Origin of the sequence: Calothrix sp. NIES-3974, from assembly GCF_002368395.1 — a bacterium.
Taxonomy (GTDB): Bacteria; Cyanobacteriota; Cyanobacteriia; order Cyanobacteriales; family Nostocaceae; genus NIES-3974.
In genome coordinates, this window is the sequence record NZ_AP018254.1 from 3,763,472 (window position 1) to 3,786,060 (window position 22,589).

21 protein-coding genes are annotated in these 22,589 nt (G+C 42.7%); 8 read left to right on the plus strand and 13 right to left on the minus strand.

Annotation, left to right across the window (positions count from 1 at the left end; translation table 11 throughout):
- The first annotated feature begins 607 nt into the window (after positions 1–607).
- A complete protein-coding gene (kdpA, locus tag CDC37_RS15105) occupies positions 608–2,296 on the plus strand; it encodes a potassium-transporting ATPase subunit KdpA (RefSeq protein WP_096626261.1) in 1,689 nt (562 codons plus the stop codon).
- On the opposite strand, the gene CDC37_RS24400 is transcribed toward kdpA, so the two are convergent.
- The gene (locus tag CDC37_RS24400) at positions 2,289–2,567 is read right to left on the minus strand and encodes a hypothetical protein (protein ID WP_157780758.1); all 279 of its coding nucleotides are present in this window, start codon (positions 2,565–2,567) and stop codon (positions 2,289–2,291) included. The genes kdpA and CDC37_RS24400 overlap by 8 nt on opposite strands.
- On the opposite strand from CDC37_RS24400, the gene kdpB reads away from it, so the two are divergent.
- From kdpB to kdpC, 3 genes are all read left to right on the plus strand, one after another.
- Positions 2,543–4,639, plus strand: a complete 2,097-nt coding sequence (gene kdpB / locus CDC37_RS15110) for a potassium-transporting ATPase subunit KdpB (RefSeq protein WP_096626263.1) — start codon at positions 2,543–2,545, stop codon at positions 4,637–4,639. The genes CDC37_RS24400 and kdpB overlap by 25 nt on opposite strands.
- Before the next feature lie 310 nt (positions 4,640–4,949).
- Positions 4,950–5,141, plus strand: coding sequence for a potassium-transporting ATPase subunit F (locus CDC37_RS15115; protein WP_096622807.1), 192 nt, complete (start codon positions 4,950–4,952; stop codon positions 5,139–5,141).
- 75 nt (positions 5,142–5,216) lie between these two features.
- A complete protein-coding gene (gene kdpC / locus CDC37_RS15120) occupies positions 5,217–5,804 on the plus strand; it encodes a K(+)-transporting ATPase subunit C (protein ID WP_096622809.1) in 588 nt (195 codons plus the stop codon).
- 393 nt (positions 5,805–6,197) lie between these two features.
- Here the strand turns inward: kdpC and CDC37_RS15125 are convergent, their stop codons facing one another.
- On the minus strand, positions 6,198–6,974 hold the full coding sequence (locus tag CDC37_RS15125; protein ID WP_096622811.1) for a glucosamine-6-phosphate deaminase: 777 nt from the start codon (positions 6,972–6,974) through the stop codon (positions 6,198–6,200).
- A gap of 481 nt (positions 6,975–7,455) precedes the next feature.
- Here CDC37_RS15125 and CDC37_RS15130 point away from each other — a divergent pair, with 481 nt between their 5' ends.
- Complete coding sequence (locus CDC37_RS15130; protein WP_096622813.1) at positions 7,456–8,148, plus strand: HAD family hydrolase; 693 nt, start codon at positions 7,456–7,458, stop codon at positions 8,146–8,148.
- Positions 8,149–8,284: 136 nt separating this feature from the next.
- Here CDC37_RS15130 and CDC37_RS15135 read toward each other — a convergent pair whose 3' ends face one another.
- The 4 genes from CDC37_RS15135 to CDC37_RS15150 form a co-directional block, all read right to left on the minus strand.
- Positions 8,285–8,881, minus strand: coding sequence for a sulfite oxidase-like oxidoreductase (locus CDC37_RS15135; protein WP_096622815.1), 597 nt, complete (start codon positions 8,879–8,881; stop codon positions 8,285–8,287).
- Between the two features lie 96 nt (positions 8,882–8,977).
- Positions 8,978–10,429: a polysaccharide biosynthesis/export family protein gene (locus tag CDC37_RS15140; protein WP_096622817.1), complete on the minus strand. Its 1,452-nt coding sequence runs from the start codon at positions 10,427–10,429 to the stop codon at positions 8,978–8,980.
- A gap of 534 nt (positions 10,430–10,963) precedes the next feature.
- Complete coding sequence (locus tag CDC37_RS15145) at positions 10,964–11,941, minus strand: ABC transporter ATP-binding protein (protein ID WP_096622818.1); 978 nt, start codon at positions 11,939–11,941, stop codon at positions 10,964–10,966.
- Positions 11,942–12,231: 290 nt separating this feature from the next.
- Entirely contained in the window at positions 12,232–12,567 is a 336-nt protein-coding gene (locus tag CDC37_RS15150; RefSeq protein WP_157780759.1) for a hypothetical protein, read from the minus strand.
- On the opposite strand from CDC37_RS15150, the gene CDC37_RS15155 reads away from it, so the two are divergent.
- The gene (locus tag CDC37_RS15155) at positions 12,560–13,354 is read left to right on the plus strand and encodes a WecB/TagA/CpsF family glycosyltransferase (protein ID WP_096622822.1); all 795 of its coding nucleotides are present in this window, start codon (positions 12,560–12,562) and stop codon (positions 13,352–13,354) included. The two genes, CDC37_RS15150 and CDC37_RS15155, sit on opposite strands and share 8 nt — an antisense overlap.
- A gap of 374 nt (positions 13,355–13,728) precedes the next feature.
- Here CDC37_RS15155 and CDC37_RS15160 read toward each other — a convergent pair whose 3' ends face one another.
- Complete coding sequence (locus CDC37_RS15160) at positions 13,729–14,367, minus strand: PIN domain-containing protein (RefSeq protein ID WP_096622824.1); 639 nt, start codon at positions 14,365–14,367, stop codon at positions 13,729–13,731.
- 435 nt (positions 14,368–14,802) lie between these two features.
- On the opposite strand from CDC37_RS15160, the gene CDC37_RS15165 reads away from it, so the two are divergent.
- Entirely contained in the window at positions 14,803–15,657 is an 855-nt protein-coding gene (locus CDC37_RS15165) for an alpha/beta fold hydrolase (RefSeq protein ID WP_096622826.1), read from the plus strand.
- 146 nt (positions 15,658–15,803) lie between these two features.
- Here the strand turns inward: CDC37_RS15165 and CDC37_RS15170 are convergent, their stop codons facing one another.
- From CDC37_RS15170 to carA, 5 genes are all read right to left on the minus strand, one after another.
- Positions 15,804–16,106, minus strand: coding sequence for a DUF1816 domain-containing protein (locus tag CDC37_RS15170; protein WP_096626265.1), 303 nt, complete (start codon positions 16,104–16,106; stop codon positions 15,804–15,806).
- A gap of 118 nt (positions 16,107–16,224) precedes the next feature.
- Positions 16,225–17,217 (minus strand): 23S rRNA (guanosine(2251)-2'-O)-methyltransferase RlmB, encoded by a 993-nt coding sequence (rlmB, locus tag CDC37_RS15175; RefSeq protein ID WP_096622828.1) that lies wholly within the window; start codon positions 17,215–17,217, stop codon positions 16,225–16,227.
- Positions 17,218–17,355: 138 nt separating this feature from the next.
- The gene (locus CDC37_RS15180) at positions 17,356–17,859 is read right to left on the minus strand and encodes a Mini-ribonuclease 3 (RefSeq protein ID WP_096622830.1); all 504 of its coding nucleotides are present in this window, start codon (positions 17,857–17,859) and stop codon (positions 17,356–17,358) included.
- A 574-nt stretch (positions 17,860–18,433) separates the two neighbouring features.
- A complete protein-coding gene (locus CDC37_RS15185; protein ID WP_231943072.1) occupies positions 18,434–18,778 on the minus strand; it encodes an STAS domain-containing protein in 345 nt (114 codons plus the stop codon).
- Between the two features lie 186 nt (positions 18,779–18,964).
- Positions 18,965–20,119 carry a glutamine-hydrolyzing carbamoyl-phosphate synthase small subunit gene (gene carA / locus CDC37_RS15190; RefSeq protein ID WP_096622832.1) on the minus strand — a complete coding sequence of 385 codons (1,155 nt, stop codon included), beginning with the start codon at positions 20,117–20,119 and terminating at the stop codon, positions 18,965–18,967.
- A gap of 297 nt (positions 20,120–20,416) precedes the next feature.
- Between carA and CDC37_RS15195 the strand changes: the two genes are divergently transcribed.
- Entirely contained in the window at positions 20,417–21,553 is a 1,137-nt protein-coding gene (locus tag CDC37_RS15195; protein WP_096622834.1) for a retropepsin-like aspartic protease family protein, read from the plus strand.
- Here the strand turns inward: CDC37_RS15195 and trpD are convergent.
- On the minus strand, positions 21,483–22,550 hold the full coding sequence (gene trpD, locus CDC37_RS15200; RefSeq protein ID WP_096622836.1) for an anthranilate phosphoribosyltransferase: 1,068 nt from the start codon (positions 22,548–22,550) through the stop codon (positions 21,483–21,485). The two genes, CDC37_RS15195 and trpD, sit on opposite strands and share 71 nt — an antisense overlap.
- Positions 22,551–22,589: the final 39 nt, after the last annotated feature.

Sequence of the window (22,589 nt, forward strand, 5' to 3'; positions counted from 1 at the left end):
AAAAATGTATGATGCCAGACACTAAACTGGCACACTTTATTCCTATTATATTTTGTGACAAAGAAAATTACATGTAGCTTACTTATTTTTGCTGGGCGGAGTGTGGTGAAAAAGGTGCTATTTTTTGTTGGCGGGAAAAACTGTACTGAGTTCTATGCTTAACAAATAGTTGCGGTTGATGAAATTCGGTCTGTTTTTCAGGCTGAATAATTCGCTGCATTGTGTGCAAAAGTTTGGACTTTGCTAGTTGGTTTTGCTGTTTGCAATTAATCCTTGCTTTTGTTCCCGGATTTCTCCCTACTCCCTAAAACTTTCAGGAATTAGGGATTAGTAGGAAAATCAACCTGTTGCTCAACATCTATGGATTACTTGCTCAAAATGTAGGTTCTGTTCATGGATTTTGAGCAAATCCCGAAAACTTGCTTCTTGATTGGGAGTAACTCTCATGTACTGCCCAAACCAAAAGCAGATGAAAGCGGTTTTCCCTACTCACTTTCAAGTCGATCCCCCATGTTGTTGGGACACAACCAAACAGGACAATAGCTTATTCCTATTACCTGCTCCCGACTCCCGATTTTCAAGCGAGATTAAATTTTTAGATAAACTAATGGGACAAGCTTTTTTAGAGATGGCAATCATCCTGACGTTGATTGCTGTAATTGCACCACGGTTCGGTAGTTATATCGCCAAGGTTTTTGAGGGGGGGAAGTCCCTACTAGACCCGATGATGTCCCCCTTAGAACGGGTAATTTTTGTAGCAGCAGGAATCCGCCATTCCCCAATGATGACGGGATGGCAATATTTAAAAGCCCTATTGGCGACTAATATCCTCATGGGTATGTTGGTATTTGGGTTATTAGTCACCCAGCGTCACTTACCTTTAAATCCGATGAAAATTGTGGGGATGCGGTGGGATTTGGCCTTACATACAACGATTTCCTTTTTAACTAATACTGGACAACAACATTATGTTGGGGAAAAAGCACTTTCCTATTTCAGTCAAACCAGCGCGATCGCATTTTTAATGTTTACTGCGACTGCAACGGGTTTAGCGGTGGGAATTGCTTGTATACGCGGTTTTACTGGTCAACCATTAGGTAACTTTTATGTGGATTTAACCAAGGCAATTACGCGAATTTTATTACCATTATCCCTCCTGGGGGCGATCGCTCTTTTGGCTTTGGGGGTTCCGGAAACTTTTGCTCCCCCTTTGGAGGTGACAACCTTAGAAGGAGTGGTGCAGTTTATCGCCAGAGGTCCAGTAGCATCCTTTGAAAGTATCAAATTACTCGGTGGAAGTGGAGGTGGTTTTTTTGCTGCCAATTCTGCCCATCCCTACGAGAATCCCAGTTCTGCCTCTAATTTCCTGGAATTAATGATGATGTTATTAATTCCCACTGCCTTAATTCATACCTATGGTATCCTCGCAAATCAACGCAAACAATCACAGGTATTATTTTGGCTATTAGTCTCATTATTTGTTGTGCTGACAGGAATTGCCCTAATTAGTGAATCCCAAGGAAATCCCCTGATTAATTCTCGCATCGGTATGGAACAACCCAGTTTAGAAGGGAAGGAAATGCGCTTTGGCTGGGTTGATAGTACAATTTGGTCTGTAGTTGCGACTACAACTATGTCCGGTGCTGTCAACTCCATGCATGATTCCTTAATGCCGGGAACTGTTTTTTCCACCTTTGTTGGCATGTTTCTGCGCATCATTTGGGGTGGTCAGGGGATGGGAATTGCCTATTTATTAGTATTGGCAATGTTGGCAGCTTTTTTGATGAGTTTATTAGCAGGACGTACCCCGGAATTTTTAGGGCGGAAAATTGAACAGAGGGAACTGCAATTAATCAGTATGACCCTGCTCATTCACCCCTTTGTCATTTTAATTCCTAGTGCGATCGCCTTCATCTTTCCAGAAGCCTTTCCCGGTATTAGTAACCCCGGTTTCCACGGTTTATCCCAAGTTATTTATGAGTATACCTCTGGCGCTACCAATAATGGTTCCCGGTTGGCGGGTTTAGCTAGCAACACGTTATGGTGGAACCTGACTACATCTTTATGTATTTTACTTGGTCGCTTTGTACCCATAATGACCATAATTTTGTTGGCTGATGGTATGGCTCGTAAACCTCAACTCACAGAAACTGAAGTCATATTAAATAGTAATACCGGATTATTTATCTCCTTCACTATTCTATTAAGCATTATGATTAGTTTCCTCTCCTTTTTCCCCGTATTAGCCCTTGGTCCGTTAGCCGAAGGATTAAAAATGACCAGTGGAATCAGGTAATAACGCAGTAGAGACTACCCGTCGGGTCGTCTGGATATAAATTTGTCGGGTCGTCTGGACATAAATTTATCGGGTCGTCTGGATATAAATTTGTCGGGTCGTCTGGATATAAATTTGTCGGGTCGTCTGGATATAAATTTATCGGGTCGTCTGGACATAAATTTATCGGGTCATCTCTACATAAATCCGTCGGGTCGTCTTTACCAAATACGAATTGATACCCCCCTTCATCAGCAAATTGGAAAAATGCAATCCCTGAAATCTCCTCCATCTCCACCCATGCGATCACGCGATCGCCGTCCACCCCGTCCCCGTTCCCAACCAACGGTTCGGAATTCCTATTTATTGGCTGTTGTGGATGCTTTTTGGCAGTTTAATCCCAAAGCTGTCACCCAAAATCCAGTCATGTTTTTGGTCTTTGTGGCTATGTTAGTGATGTTGGTTTTAACCGTACAACCGTCACTGTTTGGCCATATTCCGGGAAACCATCCCCGTTTATATAACGGGTTAATCTGTGGGATTTTATTTTTCACAATCTGGTTGGCAAATTTGACCCAATCCATTGCGAGTGGACGCAGTAAAGCGAAAGCGAAATATTTGCAAAGCCTCAAGAATCACCTTGTAGCTAAAAAGTTAGCTGCGGATGGGAGCATTAGCGAAGTACCAGCCGATAGCTTACGCTGTGGTGACACCATTTATGCGATCGCGGGTGATGTAATCCCTTGCGATGGGGAGGTGACAATGGGTACAGCGAGTGTTGATGAGTCTTCAATTACTGGTGAATCAGTACCAATTTTAAAGGAAGCTGGTGCTGATAGTGCTAGCTCCGTGACCGGGGGGACAAGAATTATTGCCGATGAATTGATTATCCGTGTGACAGCAAATCCCGGTGAGGGTTTTATTGATCGGGTAATTGCCTTGTTGGCTGCTAAAAAATCTGCAAAAACCCCCAATGAAATTTTCATAACGGTGTTATTGGGGTTATTTAGTTGTATATTTTTACTAGTGACAACGACCCTAGTTGCTTGGGCGATTTATCTACAGGTTCCCCTGACTGTTCCTAGTCTCATTGCTTTACTAGTTTCCCTATTACCCACCACAATTGCCGGATTAATGACAACAGTGCGAATTGCGGCAATTGAACGAGTCACCCAACTAAATGCGATCGCCACATCTGCAAGTTCTGTGGAAATCTGTGGAGAAATCAATACCCTTGTCCTCGATAAAACAGGTACAATTACCCAGGGAAATCGACAGGCAGAGGAATTTATCCCCATCAATGGTCATTCTTTGCCAGAATTAGCCCAAGCAGCTTTAATTGCCAGTTTGTTTGATGATACAACTGAGGGAAAATCGATTGTTCGTTTAGCCCAAAGGCTGGGAGCAACAATTGATTTTGATCCTAAATATGCCCAAGCCATACCATTTTCCCGGGAAACTCGCATCAGTGGTACAAACTTAGCTAATGGAATCACCGTTTATAAAGGCGCTGTCAATGCCATTCAAGAATTTACCCGATTTTACCACGGCACCGCAGCGACAGAACTAGAAAGTATTTACCAACGTATTTCCGAACAAGGTGGTACACCTCTAGCAGTGGCTATAGATAATGATGTTTATGGGGTGATTTACCTGAAGGATATTATTAAACCCGGAATCCGCGATCGCTTGGCAAAGTTACGTCAGATTGGTGTACGGGTAATGATGGTCACAGGTGATAACGCCATTACAGCTGGGGTCATTGCTCATATGGTGGGAATCGATGATTTTGTTGCTGAAGCCACACCCGCAGACAAGTTTGCACTGATTCAGTCAGAACAAGCAGCAGGAAAAATTGTCGCAATGGTCGGTGACGGTAACGATGACACACCCGCACTAGCTCAAGCCAATGTCGGTTTAGCAATGAATACGGGAACCCCAGCAGTCAAGCAAGCTGCTAGTATCATTGACTTAGATTCTAATCCCACTAAAATTATCAATTTAGTAGAAATTGGTAAACAAATTATCACCACTCGTGCAGCTTTAATCCTATTTTCCCTCACCAATGATATTGGCAAATACTTGGCAATGATGCCAATGATTTTTGTCGGAACAAATCTTCAAGGTTTAAATTTCCTTCGTTTGGGAAGTCTCAACTCAACAATTTTTGCCACCTTAATTTACAATGCCTTGGCAATTATATTTTTGTCTCCCTTAGCATTCACCGCTTTCAATTTTCCCTGGGATAATCCCAATAAACTACAACAATGTCATCTCATCATTTTTGGTTTTGGAGGTATAATTACACCCCTAATACTGATTAAATTATTAGATTTAATTTTGACCGCAGTTGGAGTCGTTTAATTTGGGATTTTGGATTACCCTTCGGTCAATCCGCTTCCCGTCTATGGATTTTGGGTTACTCTCCCAGAAGTCCTGCGAGCTATGGATTGTAGATTCCCCTTACGGTCGTTCCACTACGCTTCTATGAACTTTATAGACAAAGGGTCAGATAACAAAATAATAATACGGAGACTTAGCACACAGGAATATTAATTACGTACGCGAAGCGTTGCCGCAGGCTATTACGTAGCTTGCTTCCCGCGTAGCGGGTATTACAAATTACAAATTACGTACGCGAAGCGTTGCCGTAGGCTATTACAGATTACAAATTATGTACAAAAATAAACTGATTTTATTTATCACCACCTTTATAGGTATAAATCTGATTTCCCTACCCCTAGCAAACGCCGCAGTTGGGCAATTAGAGACCAAACAAATATATGCGATCGCCGGATTAAGTTTAATCGTTGTTGGACTGTTTTTTTATTTATTTGATGTGATTCTGCGTCCAGAAAAATATTAGGAGAATATTATCCTAATCACTACTCCCTACTCCCTTACCCGAATTAAAATTTTTAACACCCATCTCATTACGAATATGAAAGCAATTCGGATTGTCCTCATTCTATGGATATTGACCGCTTTAATTTATCCAACTACAATTTTCGGTGTTGCTCAACTGCCCATGTTTCAAACTGTCGCCAATGGTAGTATCAGACAAAGTTTAGATAGTCACCAACCAATTGGTTCCAGCTTGATTGGTCAAAACTTTACTAGCGATAAATATTTCCACGGTCGTCCTAGTACAGTACGTTACAGTCAGGGACGAATAGCCCGTCCCTATGGTATCTCTGGTGGTAGTAACCTCGCTCCTAGTAATCCGAATCTGTTCATTCGAGTCATGGAAACAGCCAGTAAACTACAGGACGAAAATATACCCCTAAACTCTGACTTACTTTATACCTCCGCATCCGGTCTTGACCCCCATATATCCGAGAGAAGTGCGCGATCGCAAATTGAACGAGTAGCGCGCTCTAGAGGTTGGGAACCCCAGGAATTACTACCATTAATCCGAGAATATACTACCGGAAAATTCTTGGGTATTTTTGGTGAAGCAGGGGTAAATGTGTTGCGATTGAATTATGCCCTGGACTTAAAAGACTTCGACCGTCAGCGTCGCCGTTAGAGAGGAAACTGCGATAAGCATTGCTTATCGCATTTTTGCTCACCCTCGTAGGCAAGCAAAACCAAACTCTAGCCTTCATACCTATTTATACCGAAAGATTGTGAGGAGATTGTGAGGGGAAAAATACATTGTTGATATTTTTTTAATAATTTATACATAATTGGGTAGAGACGACCCGACATAATCCCGACATATTTGGGTAAAGATGACCCGACATAATCCCGACATAATTGGGTAAAGATGACCCGACATAATCCCGACATCATTGGGTAAAGACGACCCGACATAATCCCGACATATTTGGGTAAAGACGACCCGACATAATCCCGACATATTTGGGTAAAGACGACCCGTCGGGTCGTCTCTACAAACGGTATAAAAACTAAAATCCCTTCACTGACTCAATTTTTTTGCTGCTTCCGTATCCAAAAATAAAGTAGCTTGAGGTTGCTGACGTAGAATTGATGCTGGACACTTTTCACTGATTTTAGCTTCGAGCATATATTGAATAATCTCTGTTTTTCTCTGTCCAGGGGCTAAACAAATAATTTTTTTCGCCGCACAAATGACTGGAATCGTTACCGTAAATGCATATTGGGGAACCCGTGACACATCCGAAAAATAAGCCGTCACCACCTGTTGCTTACGATTAATATCATCTAAACGCACTAATTTGACCGTATGGGGGTCGCGAAAATCGGCAACATCCGGGTCATTAAAAGCTAAATGACCATTATCTCCAATTCCCAATAAACATAAATCTATTGGTTGCTCCTGTAATAACCGGGAATAGCGATCGCATTCTTTCAGTGGTTCTAACGTATCACCTTCAATATAATGAAAAGCTTTCGGAGTGACTCGACTGGAAATGCGATCGCGTAAATATCTACGGAAACTAGCAGCATGGTCAGAAGAAAGTCCCAAATATTCATCTAATTGAAAACACTCAATTTTTGACCAATCCAGGTTACTATTACTAATTAACGCATCCAGAAACTTCAATTGAGAATTTCCCGTTGCCAGCATTAACCGTGCTGTTCGGTTTTGCTGCAAAACCTCACCCAAATACTTCGCTGCAATATCGGCCGCATCCTCAGCCATTTCAGCCTCAGAATTATAAACCTGTACCCACAAACTATCAACACGAAATTTCCTTTGCACAATCGTCATATGTGTTTGCCTTAATATGTCCAGTCGTCCTACTGCTTTCCTATAGTCATCCCCAATCTAACCACAGACACGCTTAACCAAAACCCTTGAGTAACGCATCAACGAAATTACACCTAATTTGAAATGTCACGGACGCAAAAGATGAAACTCAGATATCACATGCAATTCCCAATAAACAAGACTTACGCCGACAATGAGAATAATCCAAAATCTCAAATCCCCAGGCTCCCAATTATATTTTGATTTCCGACTCTAAACCGTACATTAAATTGCCGACAATCTAGACTATCTGCCAACAACTCACCAAAACAAGGTAAACTAGGGGAGTAAATTAACATTTGTTTACATAACTGAGTAATTAGGTTTAGTTAGCGAATACAAACCATTGCAGAACATCTTCTCATCTTCTCAGAGAACACTGATAACAGCTGAGGTAAATTTAGCTCAAAACCTTACTCACCACTCCCTACTCACGAAAATTATGCTATCAGCCCTACTTTTCGACCTAGATGGAACCCTAGTAAATACAGACCCGGTACATTTTGTAATTTGGCAAAAAATGCTACGGGAATACGGGATGGAAATTGACGAAACCTTCTATCAAAACCAAATAAGCGGTGGTTTAAATCCAGAAATTCTCGGAAGAATTTTGCCACAATTATCACCTAACGAAATCCAAGAATTTGCGGAGAAAAAAGAAGCCATTTTTCGAGAAATCGCCACCAGTTTAGAACCTTTACCAGGTGTCATGGAAGCCTTAAACTGGGGACGTAAGCATAAATTAAAACTTGGTTTAGTCACTAACGCTCCCCGTGCTAACGCCGAATTTATGTTGCAAACATTAAAACTAACGGATGCATTTGACCTAATTGTCCTAGCAGAGGAAGAAGCCGCAGCCAAACCCGACCCCACACCCTACCTAGTAGCACTGGAAAGACTGGGTGTAACTGCGGATACAGCCATCACCTTTGAAGATTCACCCTCTGGGATTCGCGCTTCCGTAGCTGCGGGTATCAAAACAGTTGGAATTGCCTCCACCCACGACCCAGATAAATTGATGGACTTAGGTGTTTGCATGGCTGTAGCTGATTTTACCGATTTAAAAGTCTGGACTCTTCTCAATTCTTTAGTAGATACGGATTTAGACCCCCAACCCAGCTTATTAAATAATTAATAATTCGCAATTACGTCAGGGAAAGCCCTAGTGTAGACTGTTAAGATTAAATAATTGATAATTTGTAATTACGTCAGAGAAAGCCTTAGTGTAGGCAGATTAAGAATTACAGTGATTCAGAACTACGAATTACAAATTATGAAAAACTGTACCTTTCTTCTGCCCAGGGTTCACCCCGACTATGATAACCATTACGTTCCCAAAATCCTAATTCTTCCTGGGCTAAAAATTCCAAGCCATTGATCCATTTAGCGCTTTTCCAGGCATACAAATGAGGTATGACTGTACGCATCGGACCACCATGATCCGGTGGTATGGGTTCACCGAATAGTTTGAAAGCGAAAAAATTCTCTTCCCTGACAAAATCTTCCAGGGGTAGGTTGGTAGTGTAACCCCCATAACAATGTTCCATCACATGGACAGCTTGGGGATCGACTTCAATTAGCTGCATAAAGTCGGTGACTTTGATTCCCGTCCATTTGACATCAAGTTTTGACCACCGGGTGACGCAGTGAAAATCGGCTGTAAATTCATGGTGGGGAAGGTTCATAAAATCATCCCAGGTGAATACCTTGGGTGTTGCTAATCCCCAAACCCGAAATTCCCAGGTTGCTAAATCCACCTTGGGGGTGGAACCGTAGGTGAGAACTGGAAACCCATTGGTGAGATATTGACCTGGAGGAACGCGATCGCTGTTTTCTCCTTGGGGTTTGTGAAAAAATTTTCCCAGCATGGTTTTTTGGTTTTTAATTCATACAATATATTAATCCATACACATAGAGACGACCCGTCGGGTCGTCTCTACTAAACGTCAATTTTTATTGCTTAACTAAAATCCTGTAAATATTGCTCGGAGAATCCCTAAAACACCCCCAATTGGGTTAATAATCGCACCCGCAGTATCACCTACTTGAGCAATTCCAGAACGGTTAACGATTACCACATCGTTGTTCAGCAAAATCGGGTTGGTTTCTTCATTAATACCAGCTTTAAAATCTACTTTAATTTCCCGTTTTACCACTGATCCATCGGGGTTAAGGCGAATCAAATCCACTGTTTGACGACGCGCTCTTGCATCGTTGAATCCACCCGCAGCCAAAATTGCTTGGTTAAGGGTACTATTTGGCTTGATGTCAACTGGTCCTGGTCTTTTGACTTCTCCCACAACACCCACTTGAATAGTAGCTGGCGATAGGGTCGTTGTGGCTAATTGGGTGGCTTCGGCTCGGTTGACTTCCGTAGCTGTGGCAACAAAAATAGTATCACCATCTTGCACAATGGTATCTTGATCCACATCCCCTTGTAACATTTGCCACAAGTTGACGTTGATATCTTGGGCTTGTCCGGTACGGGTTTGACGACGAATTGTCACCTGTCGCACATCCGCACGGGCTGTAATTCCCCCTGCTAATTGTAATGCCCTGGTGACGGTTGGTAATCCGGTAATATTGGGCTGTCCTCCCTGTCCCGCTTGTCCAGCATCAACTGCGGAGGTGACAACGTAGGAACCAGGACGATTTACCTCTCCTATTACTGCCACTGTCCGGGGACGGGTGGGGTCAGCGGCAAAACTTAAGGCAGAATTGTTACGCACTTCCGCTAGGTTAACGGTGGTCGCACGGGGTACAAAAATAGTATCCCCATCACGCAGTGTTAAATCCTGTCTACCAACTTGCACCAGGTCTTTCAAGTTCAAAACCACGGTCTGTTCTCGATCACGACCCACTCGACGACGTAACACTACCTGGGTAATATCACCGCTCATGGTTACACCCTGGGCTGTGGTAATTGCGGATAGAACCGTGGGATACTGTACCCCTGGGTCATTACCCGCACCGCCTTCTAGCCTCAAACTATAGGAACCCGGACGACTAACTTCCCCTGCAACTGTGACGTTGATGGGACGTGGTGATAGGAGGTTGACGGAGATGATTGGCCGTCTCAAGAACCGGGCATAGCGTTGGGTAATAATATCTGCCGCTTGTTCTGTCGTTAAGCCTAATACGGAAACGCTACCAATTAGGGGCAGGTTAATTGCCCCACCCGGTGGTATTTGATATTCTCCCGTATATTCCGGTACTTCAAATACACTTACCCGAATGCGATCGCCTCCTCCCAATGTATAATTTGTATCAAGGGTCGGGTTGGCGGTGGTTGCGGGTCTAGTTGTTCCCGGATTCTGGGCAAATCCGGGTGTGGAAAATGTTGCGACTATTGACGTTAATATCAATATACCAGCGACTGCTGGATTTAATAGTTTCAACAATCTTGTATTTATCATATTCGCCTGACACCACAATAAATTATTTTCTGTCCCAACATTGTAATATTGACTATACGTAAGTATCCATGTTCCCCGTAATTTTTATGTTCGGAAAAACCTAGAATTATCAGGATTTACTATATCAATTTTTTGTAATTTTTAATAAAGCTCTGTTAAAGAAGATACTAAAGTCAATCTCGCTTGAAAAACAGGGAGTAGGGAATGGGGAATAGTGAGTAGAAATGAACTATTTCTTGATGTTCAAACCTCTATGGGAGAATAAATGGGAGGTAGTCATCAGGTGACTGGGGACTAATGGGAAGTGTTTCAAAGGACTAAAGCTCACGCTACATGCTTGGCTGTATCAAAGCGACAGGTCGTACTAGCTAAATAGTATTCTCAGGAACAAATGGCAATAAATGTTTTAATTTTAATCACTGGATTAGATTCACTATTAATATGCTCTTATGCATTCGAGCATATAGGTTCCTGAAGCCACATTCATGCCAAGTTGGCATTTTTTCTTGATGCATTAGGATTTTGAAGTATCAATCACCGTTGATGATTGCCTTGAATTTTTTGGATGAAGAAATCTTCCAAGGATGGACGAATTAAATTCATGTTGAAAACATTGGCATTCATTAGACGTAAACTCGCTAAAAAATCATAATTATCCCCTTCCAACTCACCTTCCCAACAGCCATCAACGGTAAATTTGATATTGGGTATCCATTTTTGTAAAACTTCCCAGTCTCCCCCTTGTCCACGGACAAAATACCCATTTTTTGGATTGAGTAATTCGGGAATTGAACCAGCACAAATCAATTCTCCCCGGGAGAGAATACCGACGCGATCGCAAATTTGTTCGACTTCACTTAAAATATGGCTGTTAAAGAAAATTGTTTTCCCCGCAGCTTTAAGACGCAGAATGATTTCGCGCATCTGATAGCGTCCCACCGGATCTAATCCAGACATTGGTTCGTCTAGAAATACTAATTCCGGTTCATTAATTAAAGCTTGAGCCATTCCTACCCGTTGCAGCATCCCTTTTGAGTAGCGTCGCATCTGCTTTTTACGCGCATCCCCCAGCGATAAACCGACTAATTCTAATAATTCGGGGATTCTCTGCCGTTGTACCCGTGGGGGAATTTTAAACAATCCTGCTGCAAATTGCAAAAACTCCCAACCCGTCAAATAATCATATAAATAGGGGTTTTCCGGTAGATAACCAATTTTTGCCTTCGTCGCGCGATCGCCTAATGGTTTACCAAGCAATAATCCGCGACCGGAGGTAGGACGGATAATACCTAACAATAATTTTAATAATGTAGTCTTTCCCGCACCGTTAGGACCGAGTAAACCGAAGGTTTCACCCTGGTATACTTTCAGGGAGCAACTGGAGAGGGAAACTAATTTTTGATTCAGCAAAAAACCCGTCCGATAGACTTTACGTAGTTCCGAAGTTAAAATAACTGGCGGATTCTCAGCAGTATCAACATTAGGGTTAGGTACATCAGTAACAGACTTCATTCAAGCTTCAACCGTATGAATTGCAACAATAACATATCATTAATAGCAACTGATCCGGTTGATTGAGAATAGGAGAGATTTTGGCATCCACCAATTTATGTGTCATATTTCCATGACAAACTCCACATCCGTAGTTTTTCTCAGGAACATTTTTCATTTTCTTTACAAATAGCTGTATATCTGATGGTTATTTGTAAATATTGCGTTAAACAAAGAATAATCTGCTTAACAGCGTCCACCACCTCTCTTAGAATGTTTGATTAAATTGGAAGAGTGAAATTTGCCCGATTTTATTCCCAATCTGCTAAAAATAGCCAAATATAGTTCCCATTCTTTAGTTTTTGCCATACTTGTAAAACACAGTGGGGAAGGTTCGCAAAAATGAGTTGTGAACGTCTGTTGGAACAAAAAACCTTTTTCAACGGCGAAAATAAACACACTATTACTATCATCTGTTCCCTATCACCAAGCCAATAACCTAATCCCTGTGTTTGTTCAAAGTATTCCTCTGGGGTATTCACCCGCTGCAAATGGAAAAAACCTAACAACTCCTTACTCCCTGCACTTCTGGAAAGATATTGACTATTTAAGTAGAAAATTTTGAGATAAAAATATCCCATGAACAAAATTAACCTCCTGAATATTTCCATTGATAATCTCTCCACATTGGAGTTGTTAGAGAAATTGAAAACAGGTGGTATTGTCTTTACACCCAACGTAGACCATTTAATGAAGTTACAAAAAGACGAGGAGTTTTACAACGCCTATAACAAAGCTACCTACAGAGTTTGTGACAGTCAAATACTAGTTTATGCATCCAGATTTTTAGGAACGAAATTAAAAGAAAAAATTTCCGGTTCCGACCTCTTTCCAGCTTTTTACACCTACTATTCCCAAGACCCGAATATCAAAATCTTTTTGCTTGGTGCAGCAGAAGGTGTTGCGAGTGCAGCACAACAGCGCATCAACCAATGCGTCGGTCGAGATATCATTGTCGATTCCTATTCCCCGTCCTTCGGCTTTGAACACAACCAGGTAGAGTGTTTAGAAATCATTGAACGTATTAACCGTTCTGGTGCAACGGTTTTAGCCATCGGAGTCGGTGCGCCAAAACAGGAAAAATGGATTATCCAGTATAAGGATAAATTACCACACATTAAGATATTTCTGGCCATCGGAGCCACCCTTGATTTTGAAGCAGGAAATAAAAAGCGATCGCCAAAATGGATGAGCCAGGTTGGTTTAGAATGGCTACATAGATTAGTGTCTGAACCCCAACGTCTCTGGAAGCGCTATTTAATTGAGGGAATGCCTTTTTTCTGGTTGATTGTCCGACAAAAACTCAAATTCTATAAAATGCCTTTTGTCTACAGACATCGTCATATTCATCTAGACAAAATTAAATGGCAGTAAGTAATGCAGTAAGTAATTTAGCTGTTCCTCACTCGCGAAAAAATAGGGAGTAAGGGAGTGAGGGAAAAACTCTCATCTCTTCGAGAAGCTGTGCTACGTGCATCTCTGTTTCTGGTGTTAGCAGTACATGTAGACTACTCCCCAAAAAAGAATAGGTGAAGTGTTGAAAGCGACTTTCCAGATATCCTCTCAAAGGATGTTTGGAAAGCGTCCATCAATACTTTTTGATTAACTACTTCTGGGAAACAGGAAATTGACAAAAATAGTACATTTGCCCTGAACAACTACTCCCTCCCGTACAGACGCGACATGTCGCGTCTCTTCCCACTCCCGAAGAACTGAAAAGTGACTTTTCAAACAACCTCATCAAGGGACTAAAACTGATAAACTAGGCGATTACTGACTTCACTCAGCTTATTTTCCGAAAATAAGGTTTCAATAATTGCATCGATTTGTTTTTCCCCTAGTTGATGTGACCTTAATAGGGATTTGATATATTGCCGTAATGAACTTCTAGTTTTTGGACGGGAATTCTGAGTGATTTTGGAAAGATGGTTGATAATTTTCGAGATAAGAGTATCCGTAGATTTTGGGAAATTTTGAGAATTTTGGGTATTTGGAGATTTTGATTTATTTGTTTGTTTAAGCTTGGATATTTCTTCAATGCGAGAACATTGAATATTTTGCTTTTTTAAATAACTAATTAATGGGTCGAAGCCCTTGTCTTTGGATAAAACGATAAATTTAGAATTGCTGAGATTATGACTAACGCGACCTAGATAGAAAGCGATGTGGAAATCAAGGGAATTATTGCCACTTCCTTCGATTTTTATCCATTCGACCCGATGTCCGAGACATTGAATTGATTGGACTAATTCAAAGGGAATTTTATTCTGAGATTGTCCAACAAAAATCTTGACTTCAATATCTTCTAGTTGAATACTAGAAAAGTTGAGATTTTGCACATTCTCGTAATCGATAAACAGGATAGTTTTACTGGAATTGGCACTCATTTTCCTTACTTACGCAAAGCACCCGACGGAAATCAAAGCAATGAGAACAATGCCAGATGTTAGGAATACGAAATATTACTTAACAATCTGTTCGCTAAGTCGGGAGGCTTTTTTTACCCTTGATTTGTTTTGTTAGTCTACACTATTTGGGATTATTGTTCCCTAAATCTAATAGAAAATAATACCGAAATAATACTGATTCCCCAAATACAGCAGATTTCAGGTAAATGAGGTACGTTTCCCGGATTTCTCACGAGTAAGTTATAAGTCTTGAGTGACGGATTAATTTTCCTTCTACTCCCTACTCCCTGTAAGTTTTAGAAATTTGTGAGAAATGCAGGGTTTTTTTATTTTCCAGACTTGCCCAAAACCGCTTTTACCCTTATATCCTGTATTCTGTATTCTTGAATTCTGCTGTAAATTATCACTCAATCAATGCCAAATTCCGCACCACGCCAATTTCAACTTACCGCATATACAAAAGGTCAAGGCTACCCCCTTCTGTGCTTACACGGTCATCCTGGTTCTGGTCCCAGCATGGATGTATTTACTAATCACCTCTCACAGCGCTTTTATACGATTGCACCGGATTTACGGGGATACGGTAGAAGTCGCACCCGTGGGGATTTTGTCATGGAAGAACACATTTACGATTTAGCCCAGCTGCTGGAACGCTATCGGCTGGAAAAATGTCTAGTGCTAGGCTGGTCTCTGGGGGGAATTTTGGCGATGGAATTGGCTTTACGTTTTCCCGAACGGGTGACGGGTTTGATTTTAATCGCAACAGCTGCACGTCCCCGTAGTAACCATCCCCCCGTTTCCTGGCAAGATAATCTGTATACCGGTATCGCGGCTGTAATTAATTATCTTCGTCCTGGTTGGCAATGGAATATTGAAACCTTTGGTAAGCGATCGCTGTTTCGCTATTTGATCCAACAACACCACGCGATCGCCTATAAATACATCGCTGAGGCTGCAATTCCTGCTTACCTGCAAACATCACCTCGTGCAACCAGGGCTTTAACAATGGCGATTCGCTCCGGATATAACCGCGTTCCCGACCTCAAACAAATAACATGTCCTGTCCTGTTGATGGCAGGTGAACAAGACCGTCACATTATTGCCCAAGCAAGTCGGGAAACCGCAGAAAACATTCCCCACAGTCAATGGATTTGTTATCCACAAACTGCCCACTTGTTCCCCTGGGAAATACCGACTCAAGTGCTGGAGGACATCGAGAAGTGGCTCCAGGATTACCCAGAAGTAGCCTCAAACTTTGCTTCGAGTTAAGTGACTAGACAAGATATGGAGTAATAGACGGTCATTAATCTGGAACACTGAATACGGAGATTAAGGTATTTTTGTGCATTCCCAATGTTTATCCGCCTTTTCACCACCGACGAATCGAATCTACCCACTTAACTTGTCAACAAAACTTATATCTGACCGCTAAAGACAGGCTTTACTTTACGGTCAATCAATTCCCCCAGGTCTTCTGCTATTGTCAATGCACCTGGCTTACAGCGTTTCACGCTTGTGGAAATCCCCTGCGCGCCTTCTTGAACTAAATCTTCTACATAGCCATCGCGAGCGGTTTCAGCTTCGGCTGCACTCAAAAATGGTCCAAAGTAGTAGGTGCAACGAGGATTTTGCGTGACTACCTCAACCCACCAGGCCAAGCCGAGATTTTGGAATACGTTAACTAATTTTTCTTTGAAGCTATTCCAAACGCTTTTCATGGTTTTCACCAACATTTTATAAAGTAGAGAACGGAGAGTAAAAGTGTATGTTGACTTTGTGTGTCTATTTACAATTCTTTATACTCTTTTACTCCAAATTTTTCCACAATATTGTCGCTTATGTATCCAGATGTAGGGTATTTACCCAGCGTTGACGATAAATTTCGTAGAGCGCCATACCCGCAGCTACGGATGCATTTAGGCTAGGAGTCTTACCAGTCAAGGGAATCGACACTAACACATCGCAACAACGTTGTGTCAGCAGACTTAAACCTTCCCCTTCGGCTCCGATTGCCAACACAATTGGTGTGGGTCGCTTGCGGGTATCGGTGGCATTGGTAAAATCAACGGTGTGCAGGGGTACACTGGCATCTGATGCTGTACCATAAATCCAAAATCCAGCTGCTTTCAACTCCTCCAGAGCATGGCTGAAATTATTCACCCGTGCGACGGGAAAATTTTCTAATGCACCCGTTGCTACCTTCAATACGGTTGAGGTAATTCCCACTGCGCGACGCTGGGGAATAATTAATCCCTGTGCGCCGATGGCTTCGGCTGTGCGAATGATAGCACCTAAATTATGGGGATCGGTAATACCATCGGCTGCTAAAATCACGGGTGCATCGGTGACAGCAAAGGCAGTTTCGATTAATTTGGTCAAGTCTGTATAATCATAGGCTGCAACTTGAGCTGCAACGCCTTGATGATTAGCTTGGTCGGTAATTTGATCTAAACGCCGAGGTTCAACTTCATCAATTACGGTTCCATTTTCCTTAGCCCTCAAGATTAAAGAGTGAAAACGGGGGTCATAGCGCAGACGTGGTGTAATCCAGATCCGATTTAGATGACGTTTCCCTTCTAGGGCTGTTAAAACCGGATGACGACCATAGATTAAATCTTGATCTTCATTCAGATTTGGTAAGGTTAGGGATTGTTCTGGGGAACGACGGGGACGGGGACTCGGATGAAATTTGCGATCGCGTTCCACTGGTGCAATGGATTTCGCTGTACGTATAGTCCCGGGAACAACCCGTTTCCCTTTGAGCTTTACTGATTGTGTACGTTTAGATTCTGGCACAATCGGCTTGATTTTTTTGGTTTTATTTGGCATTGGATTAGACATAGGAATAATCAGATTTACTTATTAGAAAAAAACAAAAACTGACAAAACTAATTGACACGGCTAAACTAGTCACCTTGCTTAACACTCAGTTATATGTTCTGAATTCAAGGTACAAAATTAACGCTACTAATCCAGATGTAGCTTTTGTAATAACTCTGTCAAACGTTCAGTATCGGTGAGATAAAGATAACCAATTAGGGTTTCCAGACCGCTTGCTTGTTGGTATGTTTCTGCATGAACTCGTTTATGACGAGTATTGGCCGCATTCCTTCCCCGACGAATAATGTCTTTTTCTTCTTCCTGAAGATGGGGGAGCAATTTTTGCAAATGTAATGCTTGTGCTTCCGCACAAACTTGCGCCACAACTAATTGATGGTAGATACCTAGTTTACGTGGTGGTGACAAGAAAAAGATACGCACGTAGAGTTCATAGACTGCATCACCAATGTAGGCTAAGGCCGATGGTGATAGACGCTGAATTTCTGCTAGACGTGCAGACTTTTCCAAATTATGAAAATAAAGTGTATTCAGATTCTGATTAACAGCCGCGTGAAACACATTAATCAATGCTGATTCTAGTTGAGCAGGCTCGTGACACTGATCTAATGGCGGCTCCTGGTTTGAACTCACAAGTTAGTTTTGACGGATTCAATCGACATTGTATACATGAAGATATTTATTCTACCTGCAAGCTGTCACTTTGGGTGATTCAAATGGTTTGCGGCTACATAGTAATTTCCTAATTTTATCTATTTGGCGAGAATAAAACATAAAGCTGGCATTAAATTTAATCGCAATCTAGATTGTATTCGATTAAACCAGTCAAAAGTAATGCGGTGAGTTTTATTTATTGCATAAAATACAATCTAAAACAAGACTAGATGTGCGATTAAACACAGATTTGTGTGGCTGTTCGACAATAAGATACATAAGATACAAAATATACAGGAAAAACCGAATTAGTTCTTCACTGATGTTTGTATACACAAACAAAGCCATAGTCTCTCAACTAGAGAGAATTATAGATAATAATCTTTGGCTTTGGTCGGGAAATATTATGCAATCCTACAATTATACAATAAATTTTCCCTATCTGTATTCGCGATAAACCTTCGGTATCGGCTACGGGATAGCAGCCAAATAAAGTTAAGCTATCCAGGTGGAAAGACTGGATAGCTGGGTAAAAACGAATTTTGTCGAGCAATTAAGCTGACTTAAGGTTTTCCAACGCCGCTTCCACGGAAGTTTGCAGCGCCAGAAATTTTTCTAAACGAACGAGTTTCACGGTTTGGGTGACACGGGCATTGGTGACGATTTGAAAAGTTCCTTCGGCTGTTTGTGACTGTTTTGCTAGTTGCACAAGGGCACCGAGACCAGAACTATCAACAAAATCGATTTGTGACAGGTCTAAAATAATATTTTTGGGCCCATCTTCGATTTTGGCACCAATCACCTTACGAAAGGTCGGCTCTGAAAAGGCATCTAATAATCCTGTGAGGCGGAATAGCTGGTAGTTATCCCGGACTTCACGAGTACCTCTCAGGCTCACGGTTAAATTCAGTGACTCAGCTATAATTCCCTCCTCTTCATAAAAGTAAACGTTCCAGTATACATAGTTTTTCTTGGGCTTGTCTATGATTATGGCTGACAAAAGTTGAGATACTTGGGAACGTAACAGACAATTAGTAATTAATAACTGTTAAATATTAACCGCTAATTCCCTTTTGTTGCCAATTTATTCGTTATTTCGTTTGCTCTTGGCTGTGCGCATGGCTTGGACAAATTCGGCAAATAAATAATCTGCGTCGTGGGGACCGGGACTGGCTTCGGGGTGGTATTGGACGGAAAATATGGGTAAATTTTTGTGGCGGATACCAGCTACGGTGGTGTCATTCAAATTCAAATGACTGATTTCCACCTGTTCTGTTGGTAGGGTTTGGGGATCGATGGCAAAGCTGTGGTTTTGACTAGTAATTTCCACTTGTTGGGTTAAACCGCAGGGTTGATTTAAACCGCGATGGCCAAATTTGAGTTTGAAGGTACTCGCTCCGAGAGCGTGACCGAGAATTTGGTGTCCCATACAAATACCAAACATTGGGCGATCGCTGTTTAGTAACTTGCGGGTGATTTCGATCCCTTCTTGCACGGCTCCAGGGTCTCCTGGTCCATTGGACAGAAAAATGCCATCGGGGTTATATTTTTCAATTTCCTCAATACTGGTATTGGCGGGAACAACAATGACTCGACATCCGTGGCTGGCTAATCGTCGTAGGATATTACGTTTCACACCAAAATCCAGTGCCACCACGGTAAATTCTGGGGAATTAGGTGATTCTAAATAATACTCCCAGTCGCTAGGGGTTGTTTCTGACCATTCGTAGGTTTGGGGTGTAGACACTTCCCGAACCAGGTTTAATCCGCTCATACTTGGTGCTGCTTGGACAAGTTCGAGTAATTCGGCTTCATCGCTAATTTCTGTGGAAATTGCCCCGTTCATTGCTCCTACTTGGCGAATTTTCCGGGTGAGGGCACGGGTATCAATCCCATAAATTCCCGGAATTTGGTGGGTTTTGAGGTAATCTGGCAGGGATTGGGTGGAACGCCAATTACTGGGGCGAGGGCAAATATTCCGAGCGATCGCACCACGTACATGGGGACGGCTTGATTCGGCATCTTCAGGATTGACACCGGTATTTCCCAATTCTGGATAGGTAAAAATCACTATTTGACCGCAGTAACTAGGGTCGGTGAGGACTTCCTGATACCCGGTCATACCAGTATTAAAGACAACTTCGCCAACGGTAGTGCCAGCAGCACCAAAGGACCATCCACGGTATACACTACCATCGGCAAGCACCAATAGGGCTTTGTTTACATCAGATAGAGACATAGGTTTTTTTGTATGGGAGTAGGGAGTACAGACGACCGTCGGGTCGTCTGTACAGGGAATAGTGAGTGGGGATGCTGGGGAGTAAGTAATAGTAATAAATAACAAATAATAATAATTTACTTATCTCCTGTCTCCTGTTCCCTAACGGCCGTTATTTCTTGACTTCGATGAACCATTATGCCGTAAACTATCTACACTTGGGAGATGAGGATCAATTAAAATCCACCAAATCCTAATTTGTTAGGAATAAACATGGATGGATTTCGGAACGCTTAGGCAGGTACAATCCTATTAATTATGCAGCAATTATATATTTTTCGCGCTACGCGTATTTTAATTATTGCGATCGCAGTTTCTTCCTCGGCGGTTGCATGTCGGCAAGCAAGGCAAGTTAACGTCAGTTCTCCGGTTCCGTCTGTTGCTGCGACCAATGAGGCTACACCTGTCTCTCCTCAACCAGTCGCAAGTCCGAATCAAGCCCATACCTTTGAACTCGCTTTGGATAAGGCTGCTGGCGCCCACAGTATTAACCAATCTGCCCGCTCCCCTAGTGATTGGTTGTTGGTAGCCAGTCAATATCGTGATGCGATCGCTTTGTTACGTTTGATTGAAGAAAATAGTCCTTTTTACGGGATTTCCCAAACTAAAATTGCCGAGTATGAACGTTTAGCCCTGGCTGCGCAAAAACGCGCCCAAAATCCTACTACCCCAATGAGGGAAGTTGCCGAAGTTTCTGGTCAATCCCAGTCCGCTCCCCCATCTAGTACAATTTCTAACCGGTCTGTCCCGATTCCGGTTCCACCAGTGGCGGTTGCTTCTCCAAGAACAATAGACCCTGCTCCTGCGGTTTCCCAAGTTGTCACCCAGGAAAATTTGGCTCCAGTTACACCAAGACCTGCAACCACCCCAAATCAACCGGTCACTTTGAGCCGCAGTTCCAGTCCATCCACCCAGGTTCCTAAATTTTATACCCAACAAACTCAGGTTTTTAGTGTCCCAATTAAACGTCGGGCTGGTGGAACTCCCGTCATTGAAGTCACTTTTAACGGTACTCAAAAATTTGAAATGATTGTGGATACGGGGGCAAGTGGTACGGTAATTACCCAAAGTATGGCCGATGCACTGCGGGTTGTTCCCGTCACCATCTCGAAAGCGAATACAGCTAGTGCTAAGGGTGTGGAATTTCCCATTGGCTATGTCAACTCAATGGAAGCTAACGGTATCAGAGTTGGTCGAACTGCGGTGGCGATCGCCAGTAACGATTTGGAAACCGGGTTATTGGGCCATGATTTTTTTGATGGATATGATGTCACCATCCGCCGCCATGTGGTTGAGTTTCGCCCCCACAGCAAAGAAGATCCCCCTAACTCCGCAGAAACGCAGCCAAGCATTCAAGTTTATCCCAAGCCGCGCCGCTTGTCAGAATCTCCCTAGCCAATTCTACCCCTTGACGATGGGACAACAGGGGAACCGCCCCACCTACTTGTAATGCCAAAGAAGCATTTAGGGCGATCGCATCCTGTTGGGCTTTTGTTCCCTTACCCTGCAATACGGCAGTCAGAATGGCGACGTTTTCGGCTACGTCTCCGCCTTTCAGTGCAGTTGTTGGGGCTGTCTCCACCCCGACTTCTGCGGGATTAATTGTTTCTAGGGTTACTTGGTTATCCGCTAATACCGCCACATCCGTAATATCCGCTAGTCCCGCCTCGTCCAGTTTTTCCCGTCCGTGGAGAACAAAGGCTCGGTGTTTACCCAATCCTTGTAAAGCTTCGGCAATTGTGCCAATTAATTTCGGGTCATAAACGCCAATAATTTGGGCTGTCGGGGAAAGGGGATTAACTAAAGGACCAAGCAAGTTGAAAACTGTACGAATTTTTAATAATTTGCGCACCGGAGCTACACTTTTTAAGGCTGGATGCCAACCGGGAGCGAATAAAAATGTAATTCCAATTTCCTCCAAAGCCGCAGCCACCTTCTCACTTGGTGCATTCAGGTTTATCCCCAGGGCCTCCAATACATCCGCACTGCCTACCCGACTTGATGCGGAACGATTTCCATGTTTGGCAACGGGAATACCAGCAGCAGCAGCCACACAGGCAACAGCTGTGGATATATTAAAGGTGGCAGCCCCATCACCGCCAGTTCCACAAGTGTCTATAACAGGCTTGTCTTTGAGGCGTGTTTGTGTATGGACAGTAACCGATTGGGATTGGAGTACCTGTGCCATACCCACCAATTCATCCGCAGACACCCCCTTAGTTTGAATTGCAACTAAAATTGCTCCCGACAAAGCCGGGGGAATTTCATCACTTAACCAACCTTGCATTAATTCACTAGCTTGGGAACGGGTGAGGGATTGGCCATCCAGGAGTTGCTGTAGTAGATTTGACCAGTTAGCGGTTGTGGTAGATGGGATTGGGGAATTAGACATAGGCTATTATCAGGCGACGGAAAATCCAAATTATACCAT

Excerpts from the sequence above, each read along its gene's own strand:
- kdpA (WP_096626261.1), top strand. The coding sequence starts at position 608 with ATGGGACAAGCTTTTTTAGAGATGGCAATCATCCTGACGTTGATTGCT.
- kdpB (WP_096626263.1), top strand. The coding sequence starts at position 2,543 with ATGCAATCCCTGAAATCTCCTCCATCTCCACCCATGCGATCACGCGAT.
- CDC37_RS24400 (WP_157780758.1), bottom strand. The coding sequence starts at position 2,567 with ATGGAGGAGATTTCAGGGATTGCATTTTTCCAATTTGCTGATGAAGGG.
- CDC37_RS15115 (WP_096622807.1), top strand. The coding sequence starts at position 4,950 with ATGTACAAAAATAAACTGATTTTATTTATCACCACCTTTATAGGTATA.
- kdpC (WP_096622809.1), top strand. The coding sequence starts at position 5,217 with ATGAAAGCAATTCGGATTGTCCTCATTCTATGGATATTGACCGCTTTA.
- CDC37_RS15125 (WP_096622811.1), bottom strand. The coding sequence starts at position 6,974 with ATGACGATTGTGCAAAGGAAATTTCGTGTTGATAGTTTGTGGGTACAG.
- CDC37_RS15130 (WP_096622813.1), top strand. The coding sequence starts at position 7,456 with ATGCTATCAGCCCTACTTTTCGACCTAGATGGAACCCTAGTAAATACA.
- CDC37_RS15135 (WP_096622815.1), bottom strand. The coding sequence starts at position 8,881 with ATGCTGGGAAAATTTTTTCACAAACCCCAAGGAGAAAACAGCGATCGC.
- CDC37_RS15140 (WP_096622817.1), bottom strand. The coding sequence starts at position 10,429 with ATGATAAATACAAGATTGTTGAAACTATTAAATCCAGCAGTCGCTGGT.
- CDC37_RS15145 (WP_096622818.1), bottom strand. The coding sequence starts at position 11,941 with ATGAAGTCTGTTACTGATGTACCTAACCCTAATGTTGATACTGCTGAG.
- CDC37_RS15155 (WP_096622822.1), top strand. The coding sequence starts at position 12,560 with ATGAACAAAATTAACCTCCTGAATATTTCCATTGATAATCTCTCCACA.
- CDC37_RS15160 (WP_096622824.1), bottom strand. The coding sequence starts at position 14,367 with ATGAGTGCCAATTCCAGTAAAACTATCCTGTTTATCGATTACGAGAAT.
- CDC37_RS15165 (WP_096622826.1), top strand. The coding sequence starts at position 14,803 with ATGCCAAATTCCGCACCACGCCAATTTCAACTTACCGCATATACAAAA.
- CDC37_RS15170 (WP_096626265.1), bottom strand. The coding sequence starts at position 16,106 with ATGAAAAGCGTTTGGAATAGCTTCAAAGAAAAATTAGTTAACGTATTC.
- rlmB (WP_096622828.1), bottom strand. The coding sequence starts at position 17,217 with ATGCCAAATAAAACCAAAAAAATCAAGCCGATTGTGCCAGAATCTAAA.
- carA (WP_096622832.1), bottom strand. The coding sequence starts at position 20,119 with ATGTCTCTATCTGATGTAAACAAAGCCCTATTGGTGCTTGCCGATGGT.
- CDC37_RS15195 (WP_096622834.1), top strand. The coding sequence starts at position 20,417 with ATGCAGCAATTATATATTTTTCGCGCTACGCGTATTTTAATTATTGCG.
- trpD (WP_096622836.1), bottom strand. The coding sequence starts at position 22,550 with ATGTCTAATTCCCCAATCCCATCTACCACAACCGCTAACTGGTCAAAT.